We start from the raw sequence: 16,582 nt of genomic DNA, 5'->3' as shown, positions 1-16,582 counted from the left end.
CCGGCCACCCAGGGGCCATTTCGCGCAACCGCGGAAAGGCTGGATCCCCGGGTCAAGCCCGGGGATGAGGGAAGGTGGAATTGCCTTCAGGCGGCGGCGCTCTGCCCGCGCGCCGGCCGGCAGGAGCCGCGGATGGCGGCGATGTTGGCGGCGTAGGCGTCCGCTCCGCCCTTGAACACGGCCGAGCCCGCGACCAGCACATTGGCGCCGGCCTCCGTGCAGAGCGGCGCGGTTTCCGGAGTCACGCCGCCATCGACTTCGAGGTGAATAGGCCTGCCCCCTATCATGGCCCGCAGCCGGTGCAGCTTCGGCACCACGTCGGGAATGAAGGCCTGACCGCCGAAGCCCGGATTGACCGTCATCGCAAGAATGAGGTCGGTCTTCTCCAGCACATAGGCGAGCACGCTCTCATGCGTCGCCGGATTTAGCGCGACGCCGGCCTTCTTTCCCAGCGAGCGGATGAGCTGAAGGCAACGGTCGAGGTGATCCGTGGCTTCCGCCTGCACGGTGATGATATCGGCGCCGGCCTTGGCGAAGGCTTCGATATAGGGTTCGACCGGCGCGATCATCAGGTGAACGTCGAACACCTTGTCGGTGTGCGGGCGCATCGCCTTGATGACATCCGGGCCGAAGGTGATGTTCGGCACGAAATGCCCGTCCATCACGTCGAGATGAATCCAGTCGGCGCCGGCCGCATCGACCGCGCGCACCTCCTCGCCGAGCCGGGCGAAGTCGCTGGCGAGCATGGAAGGGGCGATGAGGGCCATAGGGGTCTCCTGACGTATGGACTGGTACGACGTCATCCCCGGGCTTGGCCCGGGGATACACGTCTTTCCTGCCGTTCCAAAGGCGTGGATGGCCGGGCCAAGCCCGGCCATGACGTTCAGTCAGCCGCACGCAGCGGCGGATAGCTGTCGATGCCGCCGGAGAACACCCGGCTGGCGAGGATGTCCTCCGCCTCGATGGTGGCGAGGTCGGCCGCCGTCACCGGCCGCTCGGAATTGAACAGCCGGTTCGCCTGCCGCAGCCGCGCGCGGTCGAGCGCGTTGCGGATCGAGCGGCCATTGGCGAAATGCGGCTGCTGCATGCGCAGATCGATGTAGCGCTGGAACGCCTCCTGCGCGCCCGCGCTCATGCGGTAGTTCATCGTCTCCAATATGCGCCCGCCAATGGCTTCCAGCTCCTCGCCGGAATAGTCGGGGAAGTCGATATGGTGCGCGACGCGCGAGCGGAAGCCGGGATTGGCCATGAAGAAGCGCTCCATCCGGTCGCCATAGCCGGCGAGGATGACGACGAGGTCGTCGCGCTGGTTCTCCATGACCTGGAGCAGGATCTCGATCGCCTCCTGCCCGTAGTCGCGCTCGTTCTCGGGCCGGTAGAGGTAATAGGCCTCGTCGATGAACAGCACGCCGCCCATGGCGCGCTTGAGCACTTCCTTGGTCTTGGGCGCGGTGTGGCCGATATACTGGCCGACAAGGTCGTCGCGGGTGACGGTGACGAGATGGCCTTTGCGCACATAGCCGAGCCGGTGGAGGATCTCCGCCATGCGCAGGGCGACGGTGGTCTTTCCCGTCCCCGGATTGCCGGTGAAGCTCATATGCAACGTCGGGCTGACCGCCTGCAGGTCGAAGCGGGCGCGGGCGCGGTCGACCAGCAGCAGCGCGCCGATCTCGCGCAGCCGCTGCTTCACCGGGCCGAGGCCGACCAGCTCGCGGTCGAGCTGCTCGAGAACTTCCGCGAGCCCGCTGCTCGCGAACTCGGCGCGCAGGTCGATGGCGGTGGGCTTTGTGGCGCCAGCGGCTTTCGGTTCGTCGATGACGGCATCCATGGCGGCCTCCATTCAGTCCTTCGTCATCCCGGAAGCGGCGCAGCCGCTATCCGGGATCGCCCGGGAATTGTGTTCGCGATCCCGGCTCTCCGCTGCGCTCCGGCCGGGATGACGAGATTGAGAAGAAAAGGGGGACCGGCTCCGGGCGCGGCATTCCGGAACCGGTCCCTCGCGGTCGGGGAGGAAACCGAGCGACCGCGAAAACCGTCGGGGGAGTGAAGGGAGACCGACGGGTTCCTGGCGTCTCCGGGCGAAGCGGGATCGCCCCGCCCGGAAGCGCATAATCCTCAGTAGCGCGCTCCCTCCGGCCGGTTGGCGGCATAGGCGCGCGTGGTGTAGCGGATCGACCGTCCATCCACTTCCTGGCGCTCCAGCGCGAAGCCGGGCTCCTCGGCGGGGCGGTCGGTGATGAAGGAGAGGCGCAGCGATTCCCACGTATGGGTGGAATCGAAGGCGCTGACGCGGATGTAGTGCCGGCCCGCATAGGCCTTGCGGCAGGCGTTCAGCTCGAACATGACGCCGGCGGCATCGCGCACGTCGAACATCGGCTGGCCCCACAGCTCCCAATAGGTGTTGCGGGGGTGCGGGTCGTCGGTGAACTCGATGTTCACCGCCCAGCCCTTGTCGATGCAGTACTGCACCTGCTTGGTGATCTGCTCGTCGGTCAGGTCGGGCAGGAAGGAGAAGGCTCCCTGGGTGATGCGCATGGTCTTGTCTCGCTCTGTTAGCTGTGACGGGCTCCGCCTTCCGCCGTCATCCCCGGGCTTGGCCCGGGGATCCACGCCTTTGACCTCCGGCAAGCGGGAAGTCGTGGATGGCCGGGCCAAGCCCGGCCATGACGTCGTGAGGCGGCACAGATCAATCACTCCGCCGCGGTGGCCTGCGGCACGAAGTCGGGCGTGTCGGTGGACGAGTAGTTGAAGGTCACGTCCTTCCACGTCTCCAGCGCCTGCTTCAGCGGCATGCAGTGGCGGGCGGCCTCGTTGAGGATGTCCGGCCCCTCGGCCAGGATGTCGCGGCCCTCGTTGCGGGCGAGGATCATGCATTCCAGCGCGACGCGGTTGGCGGTGGCGCCGGCCTGGATGCCCATCGGGTGGCCGATGGTGCCGCCGCCGAACTGCAGCACGACGTCTTCGCCGAGCAGGTCGATGAGCTGGTGCATCTGGCCGGCATGGATGCCGCCGGAAGCGACCGGCATCAGCTTGCGGGTCGAGGCCCAGTCCTGATCGAAGAACACGCCATGGGCGAGGTTCTGCGGCACGAAATCGTCGCGGCAGATGTCGTAATAGCCCTTGGTGGTGTGGGGGTCGCCTTCCAGCTTGCCCACCACCGTGCCGGCATGGATGTGGTCGACGCCGGCGAGGCGCATCCACTTGGCGATGACGCGGAACGACACGCCATGCGACTTCTGCCGGGTGTAGGTGGAGTGGCCGGCGCGGTGCAGATGCAGGATCATGTCGTTGCGCCGCGCCCACTTCGCCATGGACTGGATCGCGGTGTAGCCGATCACCAGGTCGATCATGACGATGTTGGAGCCGAGGCTCTTGGCGAAGTCGGCGCGCTCGTACATGTCCTCCATCGTGCCGGCGGTCACGTTGAGGTAGGTGCCCTTGATCTCGCCGGTCGAGGCCTGCGCCTTGTTCACCGCCTCCATGCAGTAGAGGAAGCGCTCGCGCCAATGCATGAAGGGCTGCGAGTTGATGTTCTCGTCGTCCTTGGTGAAGTCGAGGCCGCCCTTCAGCGCCTCATAGACCACGCGGCCATAGTTGCGGCCGGACAGGCCGAGCTTGGGCTTCACCGTGGCGCCGAGCAGCGGCCGGCCGAACTTGTCGAGCCGCTCGCGCTCCACCACGATGCCGGTGGCCGGGCCGTCGAAGGTCTTCACATAGGCGACGGGCAGGCGCATGTCCTCGAGGCGCAGCGCCTTGAGCGGCTTGAAGCCGAACACGTTGCCGATGATCGAGGCCGACAGGTTGGAGATCGAGCCCGGCTCGAACAGATCGAGGTCGTAGGCGATATAGGCGAACCAGGAGCCCGGCGAATTCGGCACCGGGTCGACCCGGTAGCACTTGGCGCGGTACTTGTCGCAGGCGGTGAGCCGGTCGGTCCACACGACCGTCCAGGTCGCGGTCGAGCTCTCGCCCGCCACCGCCGCCGAGGCCTCGATCGGGTCGACGCCGTCCTGCGGGGTGACACGGAACAGGGCGATGACGTCGGTGTCCTTCGGCTCGTAGTCGGGCTGCCAGTAGCCCATCTTGCGGTATTCCATCACGCCGGCGCTGTAGCGGCTGCGCGGCTTGTCGGCGGAAGCGGTCTTGTCGATCGCGTTCATCGATCCCTCTCCTGTGACGTTCCCGACGGCGCCCGATCAGCGCGCGCGGGGTGTTTGCGTGGTCTCGTTCATTCCGCCGCCGCCTGGGCGCCGCCGATCACCGGATCGAGCGCGCCCGAGGCGTAGCGCTTGGCCATCGCTGCCAGCGGCAGCACCTTGATCTGCGCGGCGTGGCCCGCCGTACCGAACTGCTCGAAGCGCTCGCGGCAGAGGTCGCGCATCGCGTCCATGGCGGGCTTGAGGAATTTGCGCGGGTCGAATTCCGACCTGTTGGCCTGCCCGACCTTGCGGAACTGCGCGGTCATGGCGAGACGGCAGTCGGTGTCGATGTTCACCTTGCGCACGCCGTGGCGGATGCCGCGCACGATCTCCTCGACCGGCACGCCCCACGTCTGGGGCATCTCGCCGCCGGAAGCGTTGAACAGGTCCTGCAGCGCCTGCGGCACCGAGGAGGAGCCGTGCATGACGAGGTGGACGCTCGGCAGCCGGCGGTGGATCTCCTCGATCACATGCATGGCGAGGATGTCGCCGTCCGGCTTGCGGGTGAACTTGTAGGCGCCGTGCGAGGTGCCCATGGCGATGGCGAGCGCGTCGACCTTGGTGCGGGCGACGAAGTCCACCGCCTGGTCGGGATCGGTGAGCAGCTGGTCGTGGCTGAGCGCGCCCTCCGCGCCGTGGCCGTCCTCCTGCTCGCCCGAGCCGTGCTCCAGCGAGCCGAGCACGCCGAGCTCGCCCTCGACCGAGGCGCCGACCCAATGGGCGGCGTCGACCACGCGGCGGGTGATGGTGACGTTGTAGTCGTAGTCCGCCGGGGTCTTGGCGTCCGCCTTCAGCGAGCCGTCCATCATCACCGAGGTGAAGCCGTGCTGGATGGCGGAGAGGCAGGTCGCCTCGTTGTTCCCGTGGTCCTGATGCATGCAGATCGGGATCGACGGATACATCTCGGTCAGCGCGTCGATCATGCGGGCGAGCATGATGTCGCCGGCATAGGAGCGCGCGCCGCGGCTCGCCTGCATGATGACGGGAGCATCGACCGCCTGGGCGGCGTCCATGATGGCGATGCCCTGCTCCATGTTGTTGATGTTGAAGGCGGGCACGCCGTAGCCGTGCTCGGCGGCATGGTCGAGGAGCTGGCGAAGGGTGATGCGGGCCATGTCCGTCCTCCTCAGGCGCAGGTGATGAGGTCGCAGGCAGCGGCAACGACCGCCTCCGGCGTGATGTTGAAGTACCTGTAGAGGTCGGCGGCCGGCGCCGAGGCGCCGAAGCCCTCCATGCCGACGAAGCGGCCGCGCTCACCGATCCAGCGGTCCCAGCCGAACCGGGCAGCCGCCTCCACCGCGACGCGCGGGGCGGTGCCGAGCACGGCGCGGCGATAATCCGCGCTCTGCTTCTCGAACAGCTCCCAGCAGGGCATGGAGACGACGGCGGCGTCGACGCCGCGCAGCGCAAGCATGTCGGCCGCCTTAAAGGCGAGCTCGACTTCCGAGCCGGTCGCCAGCAGCGTCACGTCGCGCCGGCGCTCGGGCTTGCGGGCGACATAGGCGCCGTAGCCGGTGAGGTTCTCCTCGCTGTGCGTGGTGCGGAAGGTCGGCAGGTTCTGCCGCGACAGCGCCAGCACCGAGGGCGTGCGCTCCGCATGCAAGGCGAGCTGCCAGGCTTCCAGCGTCTCCACCGCGTCGGCGGGGCGGAACACATGCAGGTTCGGCGTCGCCCGCAGCATGGCGAGGTGCTCGACCGGCTGGTGCGTCGGCCCGTCCTCGCCGAGGCCGATGGAGTCGTGCGTCAGCACATAGACGACGCGCTGGCCCATCAGCGCCGAGAGCCGCATGGCGCCCCGCGCATAGTCGGAGAAGACCAGGAAGGTCCCGCCGTAGGGGATGGTGCCGCGATGCAAGGCGAGGCCGTTCATCACCGCCGCCATGGCGTGCTCGCGGATCCCGTAATGCAGGTAGCGGCCGGCGAAGTTGCCGGGCGTCACCGGCATCAGGCCCTTGGTGTAGGTGAGGTTGGAATGGGTGAGGTCGGCCGAGCCGCCGACCGTGAGCTCGGTCTCGGCATTGATGACCCCGAGCGCCATCTCCGACGCCTTGCGGGTCGCGACCTTCGGCGCGCTCTGCGACAGCTCGCGCTTGTAGGCGTCGAGCTTCTCGTCGAAATCGGCGGGCAGTTCGCCTTCCATCGCCGCCTCGAAGGCGGCGCGGCGGCCGGAACCGGACAGGCGCCGCTCCCAGGCCTCGCGGGCGGTACGGCCGCGCGCGGCGGTATGCGCCCAGGCCTCGCGGACGTCGTCCGGCACCTCGAAGGGCGGATGGCTCCAGCCGAGCCGGGCGCGGGCGCCGGCGATCTCGTCGGGGCCGAGCGGCGCGCCATGGGCGCCTTCCGTGCCCGCCTTGGTGGGCGCGCCGAAGCCGATGGTGGTGCGGCAGGCGATGAGCGTCGGACGCTCCGTGCCGCGGGCCTCGGCGATCGCGTCGGTCACCGCGTGATAGGCGTGGCCGTCGACGCGCATCACGTCCCAGCCGGCCGCCTCGAAGCGGGCGAGCTGGTCGGTCGAGGTCGAGAGCGTGGTGCGCCCGTCGATGGAGATGCCGTTGTCGTCCCACAGGAGGATCAGCTTGCCGAGCTTGAGGTGCCCGGCGAGGTCGATGGCCTCGTGGCTGATGCCTTCCATCAGGCAGCCGTCGCCGGCGATGACGTAGGTGTAGTGGTCGACGAGGTCGTCGCCGAAGCGGGCGTTGAGCATGCGCTCGGCGAGCGCCATGCCGACCGCGGTGGCGAGCCCCTGGCCCAGCGGGCCGGTGGTGGTCTCGACGCCGAGCGTGTGGCCGTGCTCGGGATGGCCGGCGGTGACCGCGCCGAGCTGGCGGAAGCGCCTGAGCTGGTCGGTGCCCATGTCGGCATAGCCGAGCAGGTGGTTGACGGCGTAGAGCAGCATCGAGCCGTGGCCGGCCGAGAGCACGACGCGGTCGCGGTCGTACCAGTCCGGGCGGGTCGGATCGATCTTCACGAAGCGGCTGAACAAGGCGGTGGCGACATCCGCCATGCCCATGGGCATGCCGGGATGGCCGGACTTGGCCTGTTCGACCGCATCCATGGCGAGCGCGCGCAGCGCATTGGCCATGTCGTCGTGCAGCACTTCCGGCAGGTCTTGGGGCGGACGCTGGGACGTCGGGGCGTTTCGGGTGAGCATGTCGTCCTCCGGCTCAGGCGGCGCGCCGCTTCTTTTCGACGAGGTGAAGGATCATCGGCGTGAGGATGAGCTGCATCGCGATGTCGAGCTTGCCGCCCGGGATCACGATGGAATTGGCGCGGCTCATCCAGGAGCCCTGGATCATCGAGAGCAGGTAGGGGAAATCGATCCCGCGCGGGCTCTTGAAGCGGATGACGACGATCGACTCGTCCGCCGTCGGTATCCAGCGCGCGATGAACGGGTTCGAGGTGTCGACCGTCGGCACGCGCTGGAAGTTGATGTCGGTGTGGGTGAACTGCGGGCAGATGTAGTTCACGTAGTCCGGCATGCGCCGCAGGATGGTGTCGGTCACCGCTTCGGTGGAATAGCCGCGATGCGAGCGGTCGCGGTGGATCTTCTGGATCCACTCGAGATTGATCACCGGCACCACGCCGATCTTCAGGTCCGCATAGCGGGCGACGTCGATGTTGCCGCTCACCACCGCGCCGTGCAGGCCCTCATAGAAGAGCAGGTCGGTAGGCGTCGGGATCGGCTCCCAGGCGGTGAAGGTGCCGGGCGCGCCGCCATATTCCTCCGCCTCCTTGTCGTCGTGGACATAGTGGCGGAACTGGCCGGTGCCGGTCTGAGCGTAGGAGCGGAAGGTCTCCTCCAGCTCCTCGAACAGGTTCGAGTCCGGGCCGAAATGGCTGTAGTGATGGTTGCCGCGCCCCGCCTCCTCGGCCATGACGCGCTTCATCTCGGCGCGGTCGTAGCGGTGATAGGCGTCGCCCTCGATATAGGCGGCGGCGACATCCTCGCGGCGGAAGATCTGCTCGAAGATGCGCCGCACCGAGGTGGTGCCCGCGCCGGACGAGCCGGTGACGGAGATGATGGGATGGTGGATCGACATGGTTCCCCTCCCCTCAGGCGCGCAGCAGGCCGCGACGGCCGAACAGCGGCGAGCGCTCGGGCATGGCGGCGGCATCGTGGTGATAGCGGGCGATGCGTTCGACCTCGGCGCGCGAGCCGAAGACGAGGGGCACGCGCTGGTGCAGATGGGTCGGCTCGAGCTCGAGGATCGGGCGATGGCCGTCCGTCGCCGCGCCCTGCGCCTGCTCCATCAGGAAGGCGACGGGATTGGCCTCGTAGACGAGGCGCAGCCGGCCCTGCATGTAGCCGCGGCGCGCGTCGCCCGGGTAGAGATAGACGCCGCCGCGCACCAGGATGCGGAAGACGTCCGCCACCATGGAAGCGACCCAGCGGGTGTTGAAGTCCTTGGCCCGCGGGCCGTCCACGCCGGCCTGGCAGTCCTCGACATAGCAGCGTATGGCGAGATCCCAGTGGCGGGTATTGGAACCGTTGATGGCGTATTCCGCCGTCTCCGGCAGCACCATGGCCCGCTCCTCGGCGAGCAGGAAGTCGCCGCTCGCACGATCGAGGATGAAGATTTGCGTGCCCGCGCCGACGGTCAGCGCCAGCGCGGTCTGCGGCCCGTAGACGAGGAAGCCCGCGGCGAGCTGCGCCGAGCCCGGCTGCAGCAGCGAGGCGGGACCGATGTAGGGCAGGATCGAGAAGATCGTGCCCACCGTCATGTTCGTATCGATGTTGGACGAGCCGTCCAGCGGATCGACCGCGACGGCGAGCGACCCGGCCGGGTTCAGCGCCACCGCCTCCTCGGCCTCCTCGGAACCGAACAAGGCGACCTGCGTCCCGGCCAGCGCCTCGCGCACCAGCGTGTCGGCGACGACGTCGAGCTCCTTCTGGCTGTCGCCATCGGCATGGTGGCCGCGCACGGCAGCGAGCGCACCCGCCAGCGGGCCGGCGGCGAGAAGCTGCGAGATGCGGATGCCGGCGCCCGCAAGGGCGAGCACGGCGCTCGCGACGTCGCGGCGCGAATCATCGGCTTGCGACCACCTGTCGAGGTGGTCCTGCAAAGTCGGGCGTATCATGGCGTTCCCCAGTTATGTCGAGGGCTTCAGCCCTTTCGGCGTGTCGTTTCCGTAAGGCCTTCGAGCGGGGAACCCGAAGCGGCGGACGCCTTTTGTTGATGTCAGACTGCACGAATTGCGTGCGTAAGGAAATTCGAATAATCTTTCCTGGTAATTCAATTTAGCTGAAATGTAATTCCCCATGCGTAATGCCACGCTCAAGCAGCTTCGTGCCGTCGCCGCCGTCGTCGAGACCGGCAGCGTCACCGGCGCCGCCCGCAAGCTCAACGTCACCCCGCCCGCGGTGACGATGCAGGTGCAGCAATTGGAGGAGCATCTCGGCCTGCCGCTGCTCGACCGCGCCGGCGACCGCTTCCAGCCCAGCGCCGCGGGGCGCGAGGTGCTCGCCGCCATCGCCCGCATCGAGCAGGCGATGGCCGATTGCGGCGCCGCGCTCGACGCCATGAAGGGGCTGAAATCCGGACGCGTCTCGGTGGGGCTGGTCTCGACGGCGAAGTATTTCGTGCCGGCGGCGCTCGGCAGCTTCACCCGCGCCCATCCCGGCATCGACGTGGTGCTGACCGTCGGCAACCGCGAGGAGATCATCGCCGGGCTGCGCGGCGACAATATCGACGTCGCCATCATGGGCCGCACGCCGCTCGACATGGAGGTCGACAAGACGCTGATCGGCGATCATCCGCACGTCATCATCGCGCCGGCGGACCATCCCTTGCTCGGCCGGCGCCTGCCGCCCTCGGCGCTGGCGACTTCGACCTTCATGTCGCGCGAGCCGGGCTCGGGCACGCGCGGGCTGATGGAGCGCTTCTTCGAGGAGAACGGCATCGCCCCGCGCATCGGCATGGAGATCGGCTCGAACGAGACCATCAAGCAGGCGGTGATGGCGGGGCTCGGCCTTGCCTTCATCTCCGGCCACACCATCGCCGCCGAGGTCGCGGACGGGCGCCTCGCCGCGCTCGACGTCGAGGGGCTGCCGGTGGTGCGGCAATGGTTCGTGGTGAAACGCACGGCCAAGCGCCTGACCCCGCCGGCGGCGGCGCTCACCGAGTTCCTGTCGCGGCGCGGGCCGGAATTCCTGCCGTCGACGCCTTATGTGCATGTCGAGGCGACGGCCTGATAAGCAGAACGCCCTCATCCCCGGGCTTGACCCGGGGACCCAGCCTTTCCGCATGCACCCGGTCACTGGGTGGCCGGGTCAAGCCCGGCCATGAGGGCCGTGTGGGGTGCTACGCGTAAATCGGAAAGCTCGCACAGAGCGAGGTCACCTGCGCCCGGACGGCGGCGATCGCCGCGGCGTCCGCCGGCGCCTTCACCACGCGGGCGATCCAGCCGGCGATGGTCTCGAACTCGGCGATGCCGAAGCCGCGCGCAGTGCCGGCATTCGACGAGAGCCGAAGCCCCGAGGGCGCTTCCGGCGGGCGCGGATCGAAGGGGACGAGGTTCTTGTTCACCGCCAGCCCGGCCTTCTCCAGCGCCTTGGCGGCGATGTCGCCGGTGACGCCGAGCGGCGAGAGATCGACCAGCATCAGCCCGCAATCGGTGCCGCCGCCGACGATGCGTAGCCCCTCGGTTGCCAGCGCCGCCGCCATGGCGCGGGCGTTCGCCAGCACCGCCTCGTTATAGGCGTGGAACTCGGGCTTGAGCGCCTCGCCGAAGCAGGCGGCCTTGCCGGCGACGGCATGCATCATCACCGAGCCCTGCACGCCGGGGAAAATGCCGTAATTGATGCGGTCATTCAGCGACGCGTCGTTCCACAGCACGATGCCGCCGCGCGCACCGCGCAGCGACTTGTAGGTGGTCGAGGTCACCACATGCGCATGCGGGAACGGGTGCGGGTAGAGCCCCGTCGCCACCAACCCGGCGAAATGCGCCATGTCGACCATGAACAGCGCGCCCACCTCGTCGGCGATGGCCCGCATGCCGGCAAAGTCGATGGCGGGCGGGTAGGCCGAGCCGCCGGCGACGATGAGCTTCGGCGCATGGTCGAGGGCGAGCGTACGCAGTTCGTCGAGCTCGATGCGCTCGGTCTCGCGGCTGACGCCATAGGGCACGATCCGGTAGTCGCGCCCGGTCAGCGTCGCCGGATGGCCGTGGCTGATATGCCCACCGGCCGCCGTGTTCATCGACAGGATGGTGTCGCCGAGCTTCAGCAGGCCGAGGAACACGCCGGCATTGGCGTTGGAGCCGGAGTGCGGCTGCACATTGGCGAAGCGGCAGTTGAACAGCTTCTTCGCCCGCTCCACCGCCAGCGCCTCGATGGCGTCGGCGAATTCCGCGCCGCCATAGTAGCGGGCATAGGGCAGCCCCTCGACGGTCTTGTTGGTCAACACCGAACCCTGCGCCTCCAGCACGAGGCGGGAGACGATGTTCTCCGAGGCGATCAGCTCGATGCCATCCTGCTGGCGCTTCAGCTCGCCACGCAGGGCAGCGGCGAGCTCGGGATCGGCGTCGAGCCCCTCGGTGAAATAGCCGGCGTGCAGCGTGGACATGGCTCGCGGGTGGGCGGTCTGGAGATGAGAAGTCCGCAGCCGGTCAGCTGCGCTTGCCGGTCAGCCAGGACAGCAGCGGGTTGAGCGTGTCGCCCGAGCCCGGCATCGATTCGACCACCACGAGTTCCTGCACCTCGCCCCGCTTGAAGGCGGCGAGGAAGGCGTCGTAGTCGGCGACGGAGACGCAGCCATTGGAATCGCCGCGCGGCCCGAGCAGGTACGGGTGCAGCAGGAAGCCGTTGCGGCCATACATCTTGCCGTCGCCGACCGGCGTCATGCGGACCGCCTCGGTCCCATGGAACAGCGCCTCGCGCATCTTCAGCGAGTAGCGGTTCGGCGGGGTCACGCCCTCCATCCGGACATGGACGTAGCGGACGTTATCCATCTTTGCGCCATACCCCGAATGCGCCTCTAGCTTCTTGCCGCTCGGCAGATAAAGCTTCTTGGCGCGGATGTCGTAGACGGCGAACTTGTCCTCGCGCGTGGGGTAGCGCAGTTCGTCCTTCGGCGCCTCGGTGACGGCGGGCGCCGGGGCCGGCTCGTCCGGCGCGACGTCCTCCTCCATGGGAGGCGGCAGCGCGGCGATCTCGGCATCGAGCTTCGGCTTCTTCGGCGGCCGCGGCGCGAAGGTGAGCGCGTCCTCCGGTTCGTTGCCCGCCATGACGCGGCCGGCGGCAAGCGGATTGGCAGCCGGCAGCGGCACGGCACTCACCGTCTCGACGGTCGGCTCGGCCGTCGGGGCCGGCACCGGCACGGCGGCGACCACCGCCGGACGGATCGGCATCACCGCCGGGTCGAACAGCCAGTTCGAGGGCTGCGGGATCTCGCCGGCGGCGTAGAAGTTGCGCACGTCCATGACGGTGCGGGCCGGCCGTGCGGAGGGCTCGTCGACGACGGCGCTCGCCGTCTCGGGGGCGGCCGGCGCCATGCGGAACGGCGGAAGATCGGCGCGGGCGGCATCGGCCGGCGTCGGCAGGGAGGCGTTCGACACCCATGCCACAGCGACGGCAACGCCGACGAAGCCCGCTGAGCCGATGAGGAACGATCCGATAAGCCGCATCAAGCATCCCTGCACAGAGGACGGGCGTACGCGCCAACGGCGTGGCCGCCACGCGCGTCTGTTCCGTCTTCGGTTGCGATCAGGTCCGCGGCGCCCAAGCCATTGTCGCCGAAGACCCCCAAGCCAAATCGGTTAGTAGCCCACGTTTAGGTAATATTTCATTAATGTCGCTCGGACAACCCGCCGATTTGGTGGGATGCCAACCCGCCAACAGCTTCCCGGCATGGCGGGCCGAGGCGTGGCGCAGCGCCTTCTAGGCCGTGAGCGGGCGCTTGGCCGGCGGCGCCATGAAGGTCGGCGCGATCGGCTCGGGGACGTGGCGGGCGAGGATGGCGTCGATCTCGCCCTTGGTCGCCTCGTCGATGGTCCAGCCGGCGATTTCGCCCACCGGGTCGAGCTGGTCTGGACGGCGCGCGCCCCACAGCGCGATGGTCGGCCCCTGGTCGAGCACCCAGCGCACGGCGAGCGCCAGCACGGTCTTGCCGAAGCGCTCGCGCGCCAGCGTGTCGAGCTCGGCCACGGCGGCGAGATAGCGCGGGAAGCGCTCGCCGGTGAATTTCGGGTCGAACTTGCGCAGGTCGTCGCCGGTGAAGGTGGTGTCGGCGCGCATGCGCCCGGAGAGCAGGCCGCGGCAGATGGCGCCGTAGCTCAGCACGGTCAGCCCGGAGCGCGCCGCATAGGGCAGCACGTCCTTCTCGATGTCGCGCTCGAAGAGATTGTAGGGCGGCTGCACCGCGTGCAGCGGCGCATGCGCGCGGAAGGCGTCCATCTGTGCCGGCGAAAAGTTGCTCACGCCGATGGCACGGATTTTCCCCGCCTGGCGCAGTTCCTCCAGCGTGCGGGCGGTCTCGTCGAAGGGTGTCTCGAGGTCCGGCCAGTGGATCTGGTAGAGGTCGATGACATCGGTGCGCAGCCGGCGCAGCGAATCCTCGACCTCCTGCCTCAGCCGCGCCGCGCGCGAATCGCGATGCACCTTGCCGTCCACCCAGGCAAGGCCGGCCTTTGTGGCGATCTGCGCCTTTGCGCGCAGGCCGCCCTCGGCCAGCGCCTTGCCGACGATCTCCTCGGAATGGCCGAAGCCGTAGACCGGCGCGGTGTCGATAAGCGTCACACCGCGCTCCACCGCCGTGCGGATGGTGGCGATAGCCTCGGCCTCGTCCGAGCCGCCCCACATCCAGCCGCCGATGGCCCAGGTGCCGAGGCCGATGCGCGAGGTCTTCACCCCCGAGGAGCCGATGTCGATCTGTTCCATGTCCTGTCTCCAATACGGCGGTCAGACGACCCCGCCGGCGTCCTTCGCGGCGAGGCGGCCGATGGCCGACCAGTCCTGCCCCTCGCCGCCATTGGCGAGGAGGGTGAGAAAGCGGTCGCGCAACAGGCTGCCGACGGGGAGCGGCACGCGCAGCTCCTCGGCGGCGGCGAGCGCGAGCCGCATGTCCTTGAGCCCGAGCGGAGCGGCGAAACCGACCGGCCGCGGCGTGGTGTCGACGATGAGGTTGCCGTAGTTGCGGTAGACCGGGGCGCCGAACAGGGTCGAGGTGAGGAAGTCGAGATACTGCTTCTGGTCGACGCCGCCCTTGCCGACCAGCGCCAGCGCCTCGCCGAGCGTCTCGATCACGCAGGCGATGAGGAAGTTGCCGCTCAGCTTGACGAGGTTGGCCTTGGACGGCGTGTCGGAGAACACGAAGGTCTGCCGGCCGATGGCGTCGAACAGCGGCTGGGCGAGCGTGAGCGTGTCCGCCGGACCCGCGGCGGCGACGAAGAGCTCGCCCGCCGCCGCCACTTCGGGCCGGCCGAAGACGGGAGCGGCGGCATAGAGCTGGCCGGCCTCGGCATGCGCGGCGGTCAGCTTCTCCGACAGTGCCACGCTGATCGTGCTGGCAGAGACGTGCAGCGCGCCGGGCGCGAGGCTGGCAAGGATGCCGCCCTCGCCTTCCGCGACCGAGGAGACGGCCGCATCGTCGGCGAGCATGGTGATCACCGCCTCGCCCTTGCAGGCCTCCGCGACGCTCGATGCGGCGACGGCGCCGGCTTCCACCAGCGGCGCGGCCTTGGCCGGCGAGCGGTTGAACACCGTCACCTCGTGCCCCGCCTTGAGAAGGTTGCGCGCCATGCCGGCGCCCATGCTGCCCAGTCCGATGAAACCGACCTTCATGATGTCTCTCCATCTCCATTCGGGCCCGCGCCCGCCGCGGCAAAGATCGCGATCCGAAGCCTCGTGCACCATGGGACGATGCGATTGATCTTTCAAATTGAATGTCGAGATGGCATTAATCTGATGGAGACATGAATAGCGAGGCCGCCATGGAACTGCGCCATCTCCAGCACTTCATCGCCGTCGCCGAGGAGCAGCACTTCACCCGGGCGGCGCAGCGCGCCAACATCGTCCAGTCGGCGCTGTCCTCCTCCATCCGCGCGCTGGAGGAGGAGCTGGACGCGCGGCTGTTCCTGCGCACCACGCGGCAGGTGCGCCTCACCGCGGCGGGCGAAGCCTTCCTGGAGAAGGCGCGGCGCGTGCTCGACGCGGTGCGCGAGGCGCGCGAGGCGGTCTCCTCCGCCGCGGCGCTGGAGCGCGGCACGCTCGACATCGGCGCGGTGCCGAGCCTGCCGGCCTTCATCGACCTGCCGGCGCTGCTCGCCGCCTTCCACGCCCTCTATCCCGGCATCGAGGTACGGCTCAGCCAGGGCGGCTCGGAGCCGCTGACGGAGAAATTGCGCGCCGGCACGCTCGATCTTGCAATCCTGCCGCTGTGCGAGCCGGTGCCCGACATCGCCGCCTCGGTCGTCGCCTGCGAGGGGCTGGTGCTGGTCTGCGCGCCCGCGCACCCGCTCGCCGGCCGGACCGAGGTGACGCTGGCCGAGCTGGCCGGCGAGCCCTTCGTCGACTTCCAGCCCGGCTGGGGCACGCGCCGGCTGGTCGACAAGGGCTTCGGCCAGGCGGGTCTGGAGCGGCGCATCGCCTTCGAGGTCAGCGACCTCGACAGCCTGCTGGCCCTTGTGGCGCGCGGGCTCGGCGTGGCGCTGGTGCCGGAGACGGTGGCCGAGGCGCGGCGGGACATGCTGGCGGTGGTGGACATCGCCGGGCCGGACCTGTGCTGGGAGCTGGTGGTCGCCCATCTGGCGCCGGGCCGCGGCGGGATGAGTGCGCTCGACGAGGCGCCGCGCGCCTTCCTCGACCTCATGCTGTCACGAGCCGAGCCGGCGAAGACGCAAGCCGCCTGACGGCGCCGCGCTAGGATGCGCCCGCCTCCCTAGCGTGTGGCATTTCTGCACCCATATGAGCGTCGCGGGCCCCAGGGATACGTCCCACCGGCCTGCCCCAGGAGATGCCCATGAAGAAGACTGACCCCCGCCTCTGGATGTGGTCGGACGCCATCGACATGCTGAACCGCGCCGAGCGCATGCACCGACAGATGTTCCAGCCGGCCTCGCGTGCCGACGCGGTATCGCCGCGCCGCCACGCGCCGTGCTGGGAGCCGCCGGTCGACATGATCGAGACCGAGCGCGAGCTCATCGTGCTCGCCGCGCTCCCCGGCGTCGATCCCGAGCGCATCAGCGTCGCCATCCAGAACGGCACGCTCGCCATTTCGGGCGAGCGCGTGCTGCCGGCGGAGCTCAACCGCGCCACCATCCATCGCATGGAGCTGCCGCAGGGCCGCTTCGAGCGCCAGCTCGTGCTGCCGCCCGGTCGCTACGAGGTCGCCCATCCGCGCGTCGTCAACGGGTGCCTCGCCATCGTGCTGCGTAAGGTTTGAGGA

15 protein-coding genes are annotated in these 16,582 nt (G+C 68.9%); 3 read left to right on the top strand and 12 right to left on the bottom strand.

Annotated features, from left to right (window positions below):
- Nucleotides 1-86 precede the first annotated feature (86 nt).
- The 8 genes from rpe to SNOV_RS02150 form a co-directional block, all read right to left on the bottom strand.
- Nucleotides 87-767, bottom strand: a complete 681-nt coding sequence (gene rpe, locus SNOV_RS02185) for a ribulose-phosphate 3-epimerase (protein WP_013165269.1) — start codon at nucleotides 765-767, stop codon at nucleotides 87-89.
- A 116-nt stretch (nucleotides 768-883) separates the two neighbouring features.
- Entirely contained in the window at nucleotides 884-1,828 is a 945-nt protein-coding gene (cbbX, locus tag SNOV_RS02180) for a CbbX protein (RefSeq protein WP_013165268.1), read from the bottom strand.
- A gap of 287 nt (nucleotides 1,829-2,115) precedes the next feature.
- The gene (locus tag SNOV_RS02175) at nucleotides 2,116-2,535 is read right to left on the bottom strand and encodes a ribulose bisphosphate carboxylase small subunit (RefSeq protein WP_013165267.1); all 420 of its coding nucleotides are present in this window, start codon (nucleotides 2,533-2,535) and stop codon (nucleotides 2,116-2,118) included.
- A gap of 155 nt (nucleotides 2,536-2,690) precedes the next feature.
- Nucleotides 2,691-4,160, bottom strand: coding sequence for a form I ribulose bisphosphate carboxylase large subunit (locus SNOV_RS02170; protein ID WP_013165266.1), 1,470 nt, complete (start codon nucleotides 4,158-4,160; stop codon nucleotides 2,691-2,693).
- Between the two features lie 68 nt (nucleotides 4,161-4,228).
- Nucleotides 4,229-5,314, bottom strand: coding sequence for a class II fructose-bisphosphate aldolase (gene fba, locus SNOV_RS02165; RefSeq protein WP_013165265.1), 1,086 nt, complete (start codon nucleotides 5,312-5,314; stop codon nucleotides 4,229-4,231).
- Between the two features lie 11 nt (nucleotides 5,315-5,325).
- Nucleotides 5,326-7,350 (bottom strand): transketolase, encoded by a 2,025-nt coding sequence (gene tkt / locus SNOV_RS02160; RefSeq protein WP_013165264.1) that lies wholly within the window; start codon nucleotides 7,348-7,350, stop codon nucleotides 5,326-5,328.
- A gap of 13 nt (nucleotides 7,351-7,363) precedes the next feature.
- Nucleotides 7,364-8,239 carry a phosphoribulokinase gene (locus SNOV_RS02155; protein ID WP_013165263.1) on the bottom strand — a complete coding sequence of 292 codons (876 nt, stop codon included), beginning with the start codon at nucleotides 8,237-8,239 and terminating at the stop codon, nucleotides 7,364-7,366.
- 13 nt (nucleotides 8,240-8,252) lie between these two features.
- Nucleotides 8,253-9,278, bottom strand: coding sequence for a class 1 fructose-bisphosphatase (locus SNOV_RS02150; protein ID WP_013165262.1), 1,026 nt, complete (start codon nucleotides 9,276-9,278; stop codon nucleotides 8,253-8,255).
- A 181-nt stretch (nucleotides 9,279-9,459) separates the two neighbouring features.
- On the opposite strand from SNOV_RS02150, the gene SNOV_RS02145 reads away from it, so the two are divergent.
- Entirely contained in the window at nucleotides 9,460-10,392 is a 933-nt protein-coding gene (locus SNOV_RS02145; protein WP_013165261.1) for a LysR family transcriptional regulator, read from the top strand.
- 109 nt (nucleotides 10,393-10,501) lie between these two features.
- On the opposite strand, the gene SNOV_RS02140 is transcribed toward SNOV_RS02145, so the two are convergent.
- The 4 genes from SNOV_RS02140 to SNOV_RS02125 form a co-directional block, all read right to left on the bottom strand.
- Complete coding sequence (locus tag SNOV_RS02140) at nucleotides 10,502-11,764, bottom strand: serine hydroxymethyltransferase (RefSeq protein ID WP_013165260.1); 1,263 nt, start codon at nucleotides 11,762-11,764, stop codon at nucleotides 10,502-10,504.
- A 43-nt stretch (nucleotides 11,765-11,807) separates the two neighbouring features.
- The gene (locus tag SNOV_RS02135) at nucleotides 11,808-12,824 is read right to left on the bottom strand and encodes a DUF2778 domain-containing protein (RefSeq protein WP_013165259.1); all 1,017 of its coding nucleotides are present in this window, start codon (nucleotides 12,822-12,824) and stop codon (nucleotides 11,808-11,810) included.
- 253 nt (nucleotides 12,825-13,077) lie between these two features.
- Entirely contained in the window at nucleotides 13,078-14,076 is a 999-nt protein-coding gene (locus tag SNOV_RS02130; RefSeq protein WP_013165258.1) for an aldo/keto reductase, read from the bottom strand.
- Nucleotides 14,077-14,097: 21 nt separating this feature from the next.
- The gene (locus tag SNOV_RS02125) at nucleotides 14,098-14,979 is read right to left on the bottom strand and encodes an NAD(P)-dependent oxidoreductase (protein ID WP_013165257.1); all 882 of its coding nucleotides are present in this window, start codon (nucleotides 14,977-14,979) and stop codon (nucleotides 14,098-14,100) included.
- Between the two features lie 131 nt (nucleotides 14,980-15,110).
- On the opposite strand from SNOV_RS02125, the gene SNOV_RS02120 reads away from it, so the two are divergent.
- Nucleotides 15,111-16,046, top strand: coding sequence for a LysR family transcriptional regulator (locus SNOV_RS02120; RefSeq protein ID WP_210160639.1), 936 nt, complete (start codon nucleotides 15,111-15,113; stop codon nucleotides 16,044-16,046).
- Nucleotides 16,047-16,156: 110 nt separating this feature from the next.
- Nucleotides 16,157-16,579, top strand: a complete 423-nt coding sequence (locus SNOV_RS02115; RefSeq protein ID WP_013165255.1) for an Hsp20/alpha crystallin family protein — start codon at nucleotides 16,157-16,159, stop codon at nucleotides 16,577-16,579.
- Nucleotides 16,580-16,582: the final 3 nt, after the last annotated feature.

It is taken from the genome of Ancylobacter novellus DSM 506 (genome assembly GCF_000092925.1).
GTDB classification, from domain to species: Bacteria; Pseudomonadota; Alphaproteobacteria; order Rhizobiales; family Xanthobacteraceae; genus Ancylobacter; species Ancylobacter novellus.
This window is presented reverse-complemented; position numbering and strand designations above follow the sequence as displayed.

What these genes read in the sequence shown, in the direction of transcription:
- rpe (WP_013165269.1), bottom strand. Translation starts at nt 767, where the DNA reads ATGGCCCTCATCGCCCCTTCCATGCTCGCCAGCGACTTCGCCCGGCTC.
- cbbX (WP_013165268.1), bottom strand. Translation starts at nt 1,828, where the DNA reads ATGGATGCCGTCATCGACGAACCGAAAGCCGCTGGCGCCACAAAGCCC.
- SNOV_RS02175 (WP_013165267.1), bottom strand. Translation starts at nt 2,535, where the DNA reads ATGCGCATCACCCAGGGAGCCTTCTCCTTCCTGCCCGACCTGACCGAC.
- SNOV_RS02170 (WP_013165266.1), bottom strand. Translation starts at nt 4,160, where the DNA reads ATGAACGCGATCGACAAGACCGCTTCCGCCGACAAGCCGCGCAGCCGC.
- fba (WP_013165265.1), bottom strand. Translation starts at nt 5,314, where the DNA reads ATGGCCCGCATCACCCTTCGCCAGCTCCTCGACCATGCCGCCGAGCAC.
- tkt (WP_013165264.1), bottom strand. Translation starts at nt 7,350, where the DNA reads ATGCTCACCCGAAACGCCCCGACGTCCCAGCGTCCGCCCCAAGACCTG.
- SNOV_RS02155 (WP_013165263.1), bottom strand. Translation starts at nt 8,239, where the DNA reads ATGTCGATCCACCATCCCATCATCTCCGTCACCGGCTCGTCCGGCGCG.
- SNOV_RS02150 (WP_013165262.1), bottom strand. Translation starts at nt 9,278, where the DNA reads ATGATACGCCCGACTTTGCAGGACCACCTCGACAGGTGGTCGCAAGCC.
- SNOV_RS02145 (WP_013165261.1), top strand. Translation starts at nt 9,460, where the DNA reads ATGCGTAATGCCACGCTCAAGCAGCTTCGTGCCGTCGCCGCCGTCGTC.
- SNOV_RS02140 (WP_013165260.1), bottom strand. Translation starts at nt 11,764, where the DNA reads ATGTCCACGCTGCACGCCGGCTATTTCACCGAGGGGCTCGACGCCGAT.
- SNOV_RS02135 (WP_013165259.1), bottom strand. Translation starts at nt 12,824, where the DNA reads ATGCGGCTTATCGGATCGTTCCTCATCGGCTCAGCGGGCTTCGTCGGC.
- SNOV_RS02130 (WP_013165258.1), bottom strand. Translation starts at nt 14,076, where the DNA reads ATGGAACAGATCGACATCGGCTCCTCGGGGGTGAAGACCTCGCGCATC.
- SNOV_RS02125 (WP_013165257.1), bottom strand. Translation starts at nt 14,979, where the DNA reads ATGAAGGTCGGTTTCATCGGACTGGGCAGCATGGGCGCCGGCATGGCG.
- SNOV_RS02120 (WP_210160639.1), top strand. Translation starts at nt 15,111, where the DNA reads ATGAATAGCGAGGCCGCCATGGAACTGCGCCATCTCCAGCACTTCATC.
- SNOV_RS02115 (WP_013165255.1), top strand. Translation starts at nt 16,157, where the DNA reads ATGAAGAAGACTGACCCCCGCCTCTGGATGTGGTCGGACGCCATCGAC.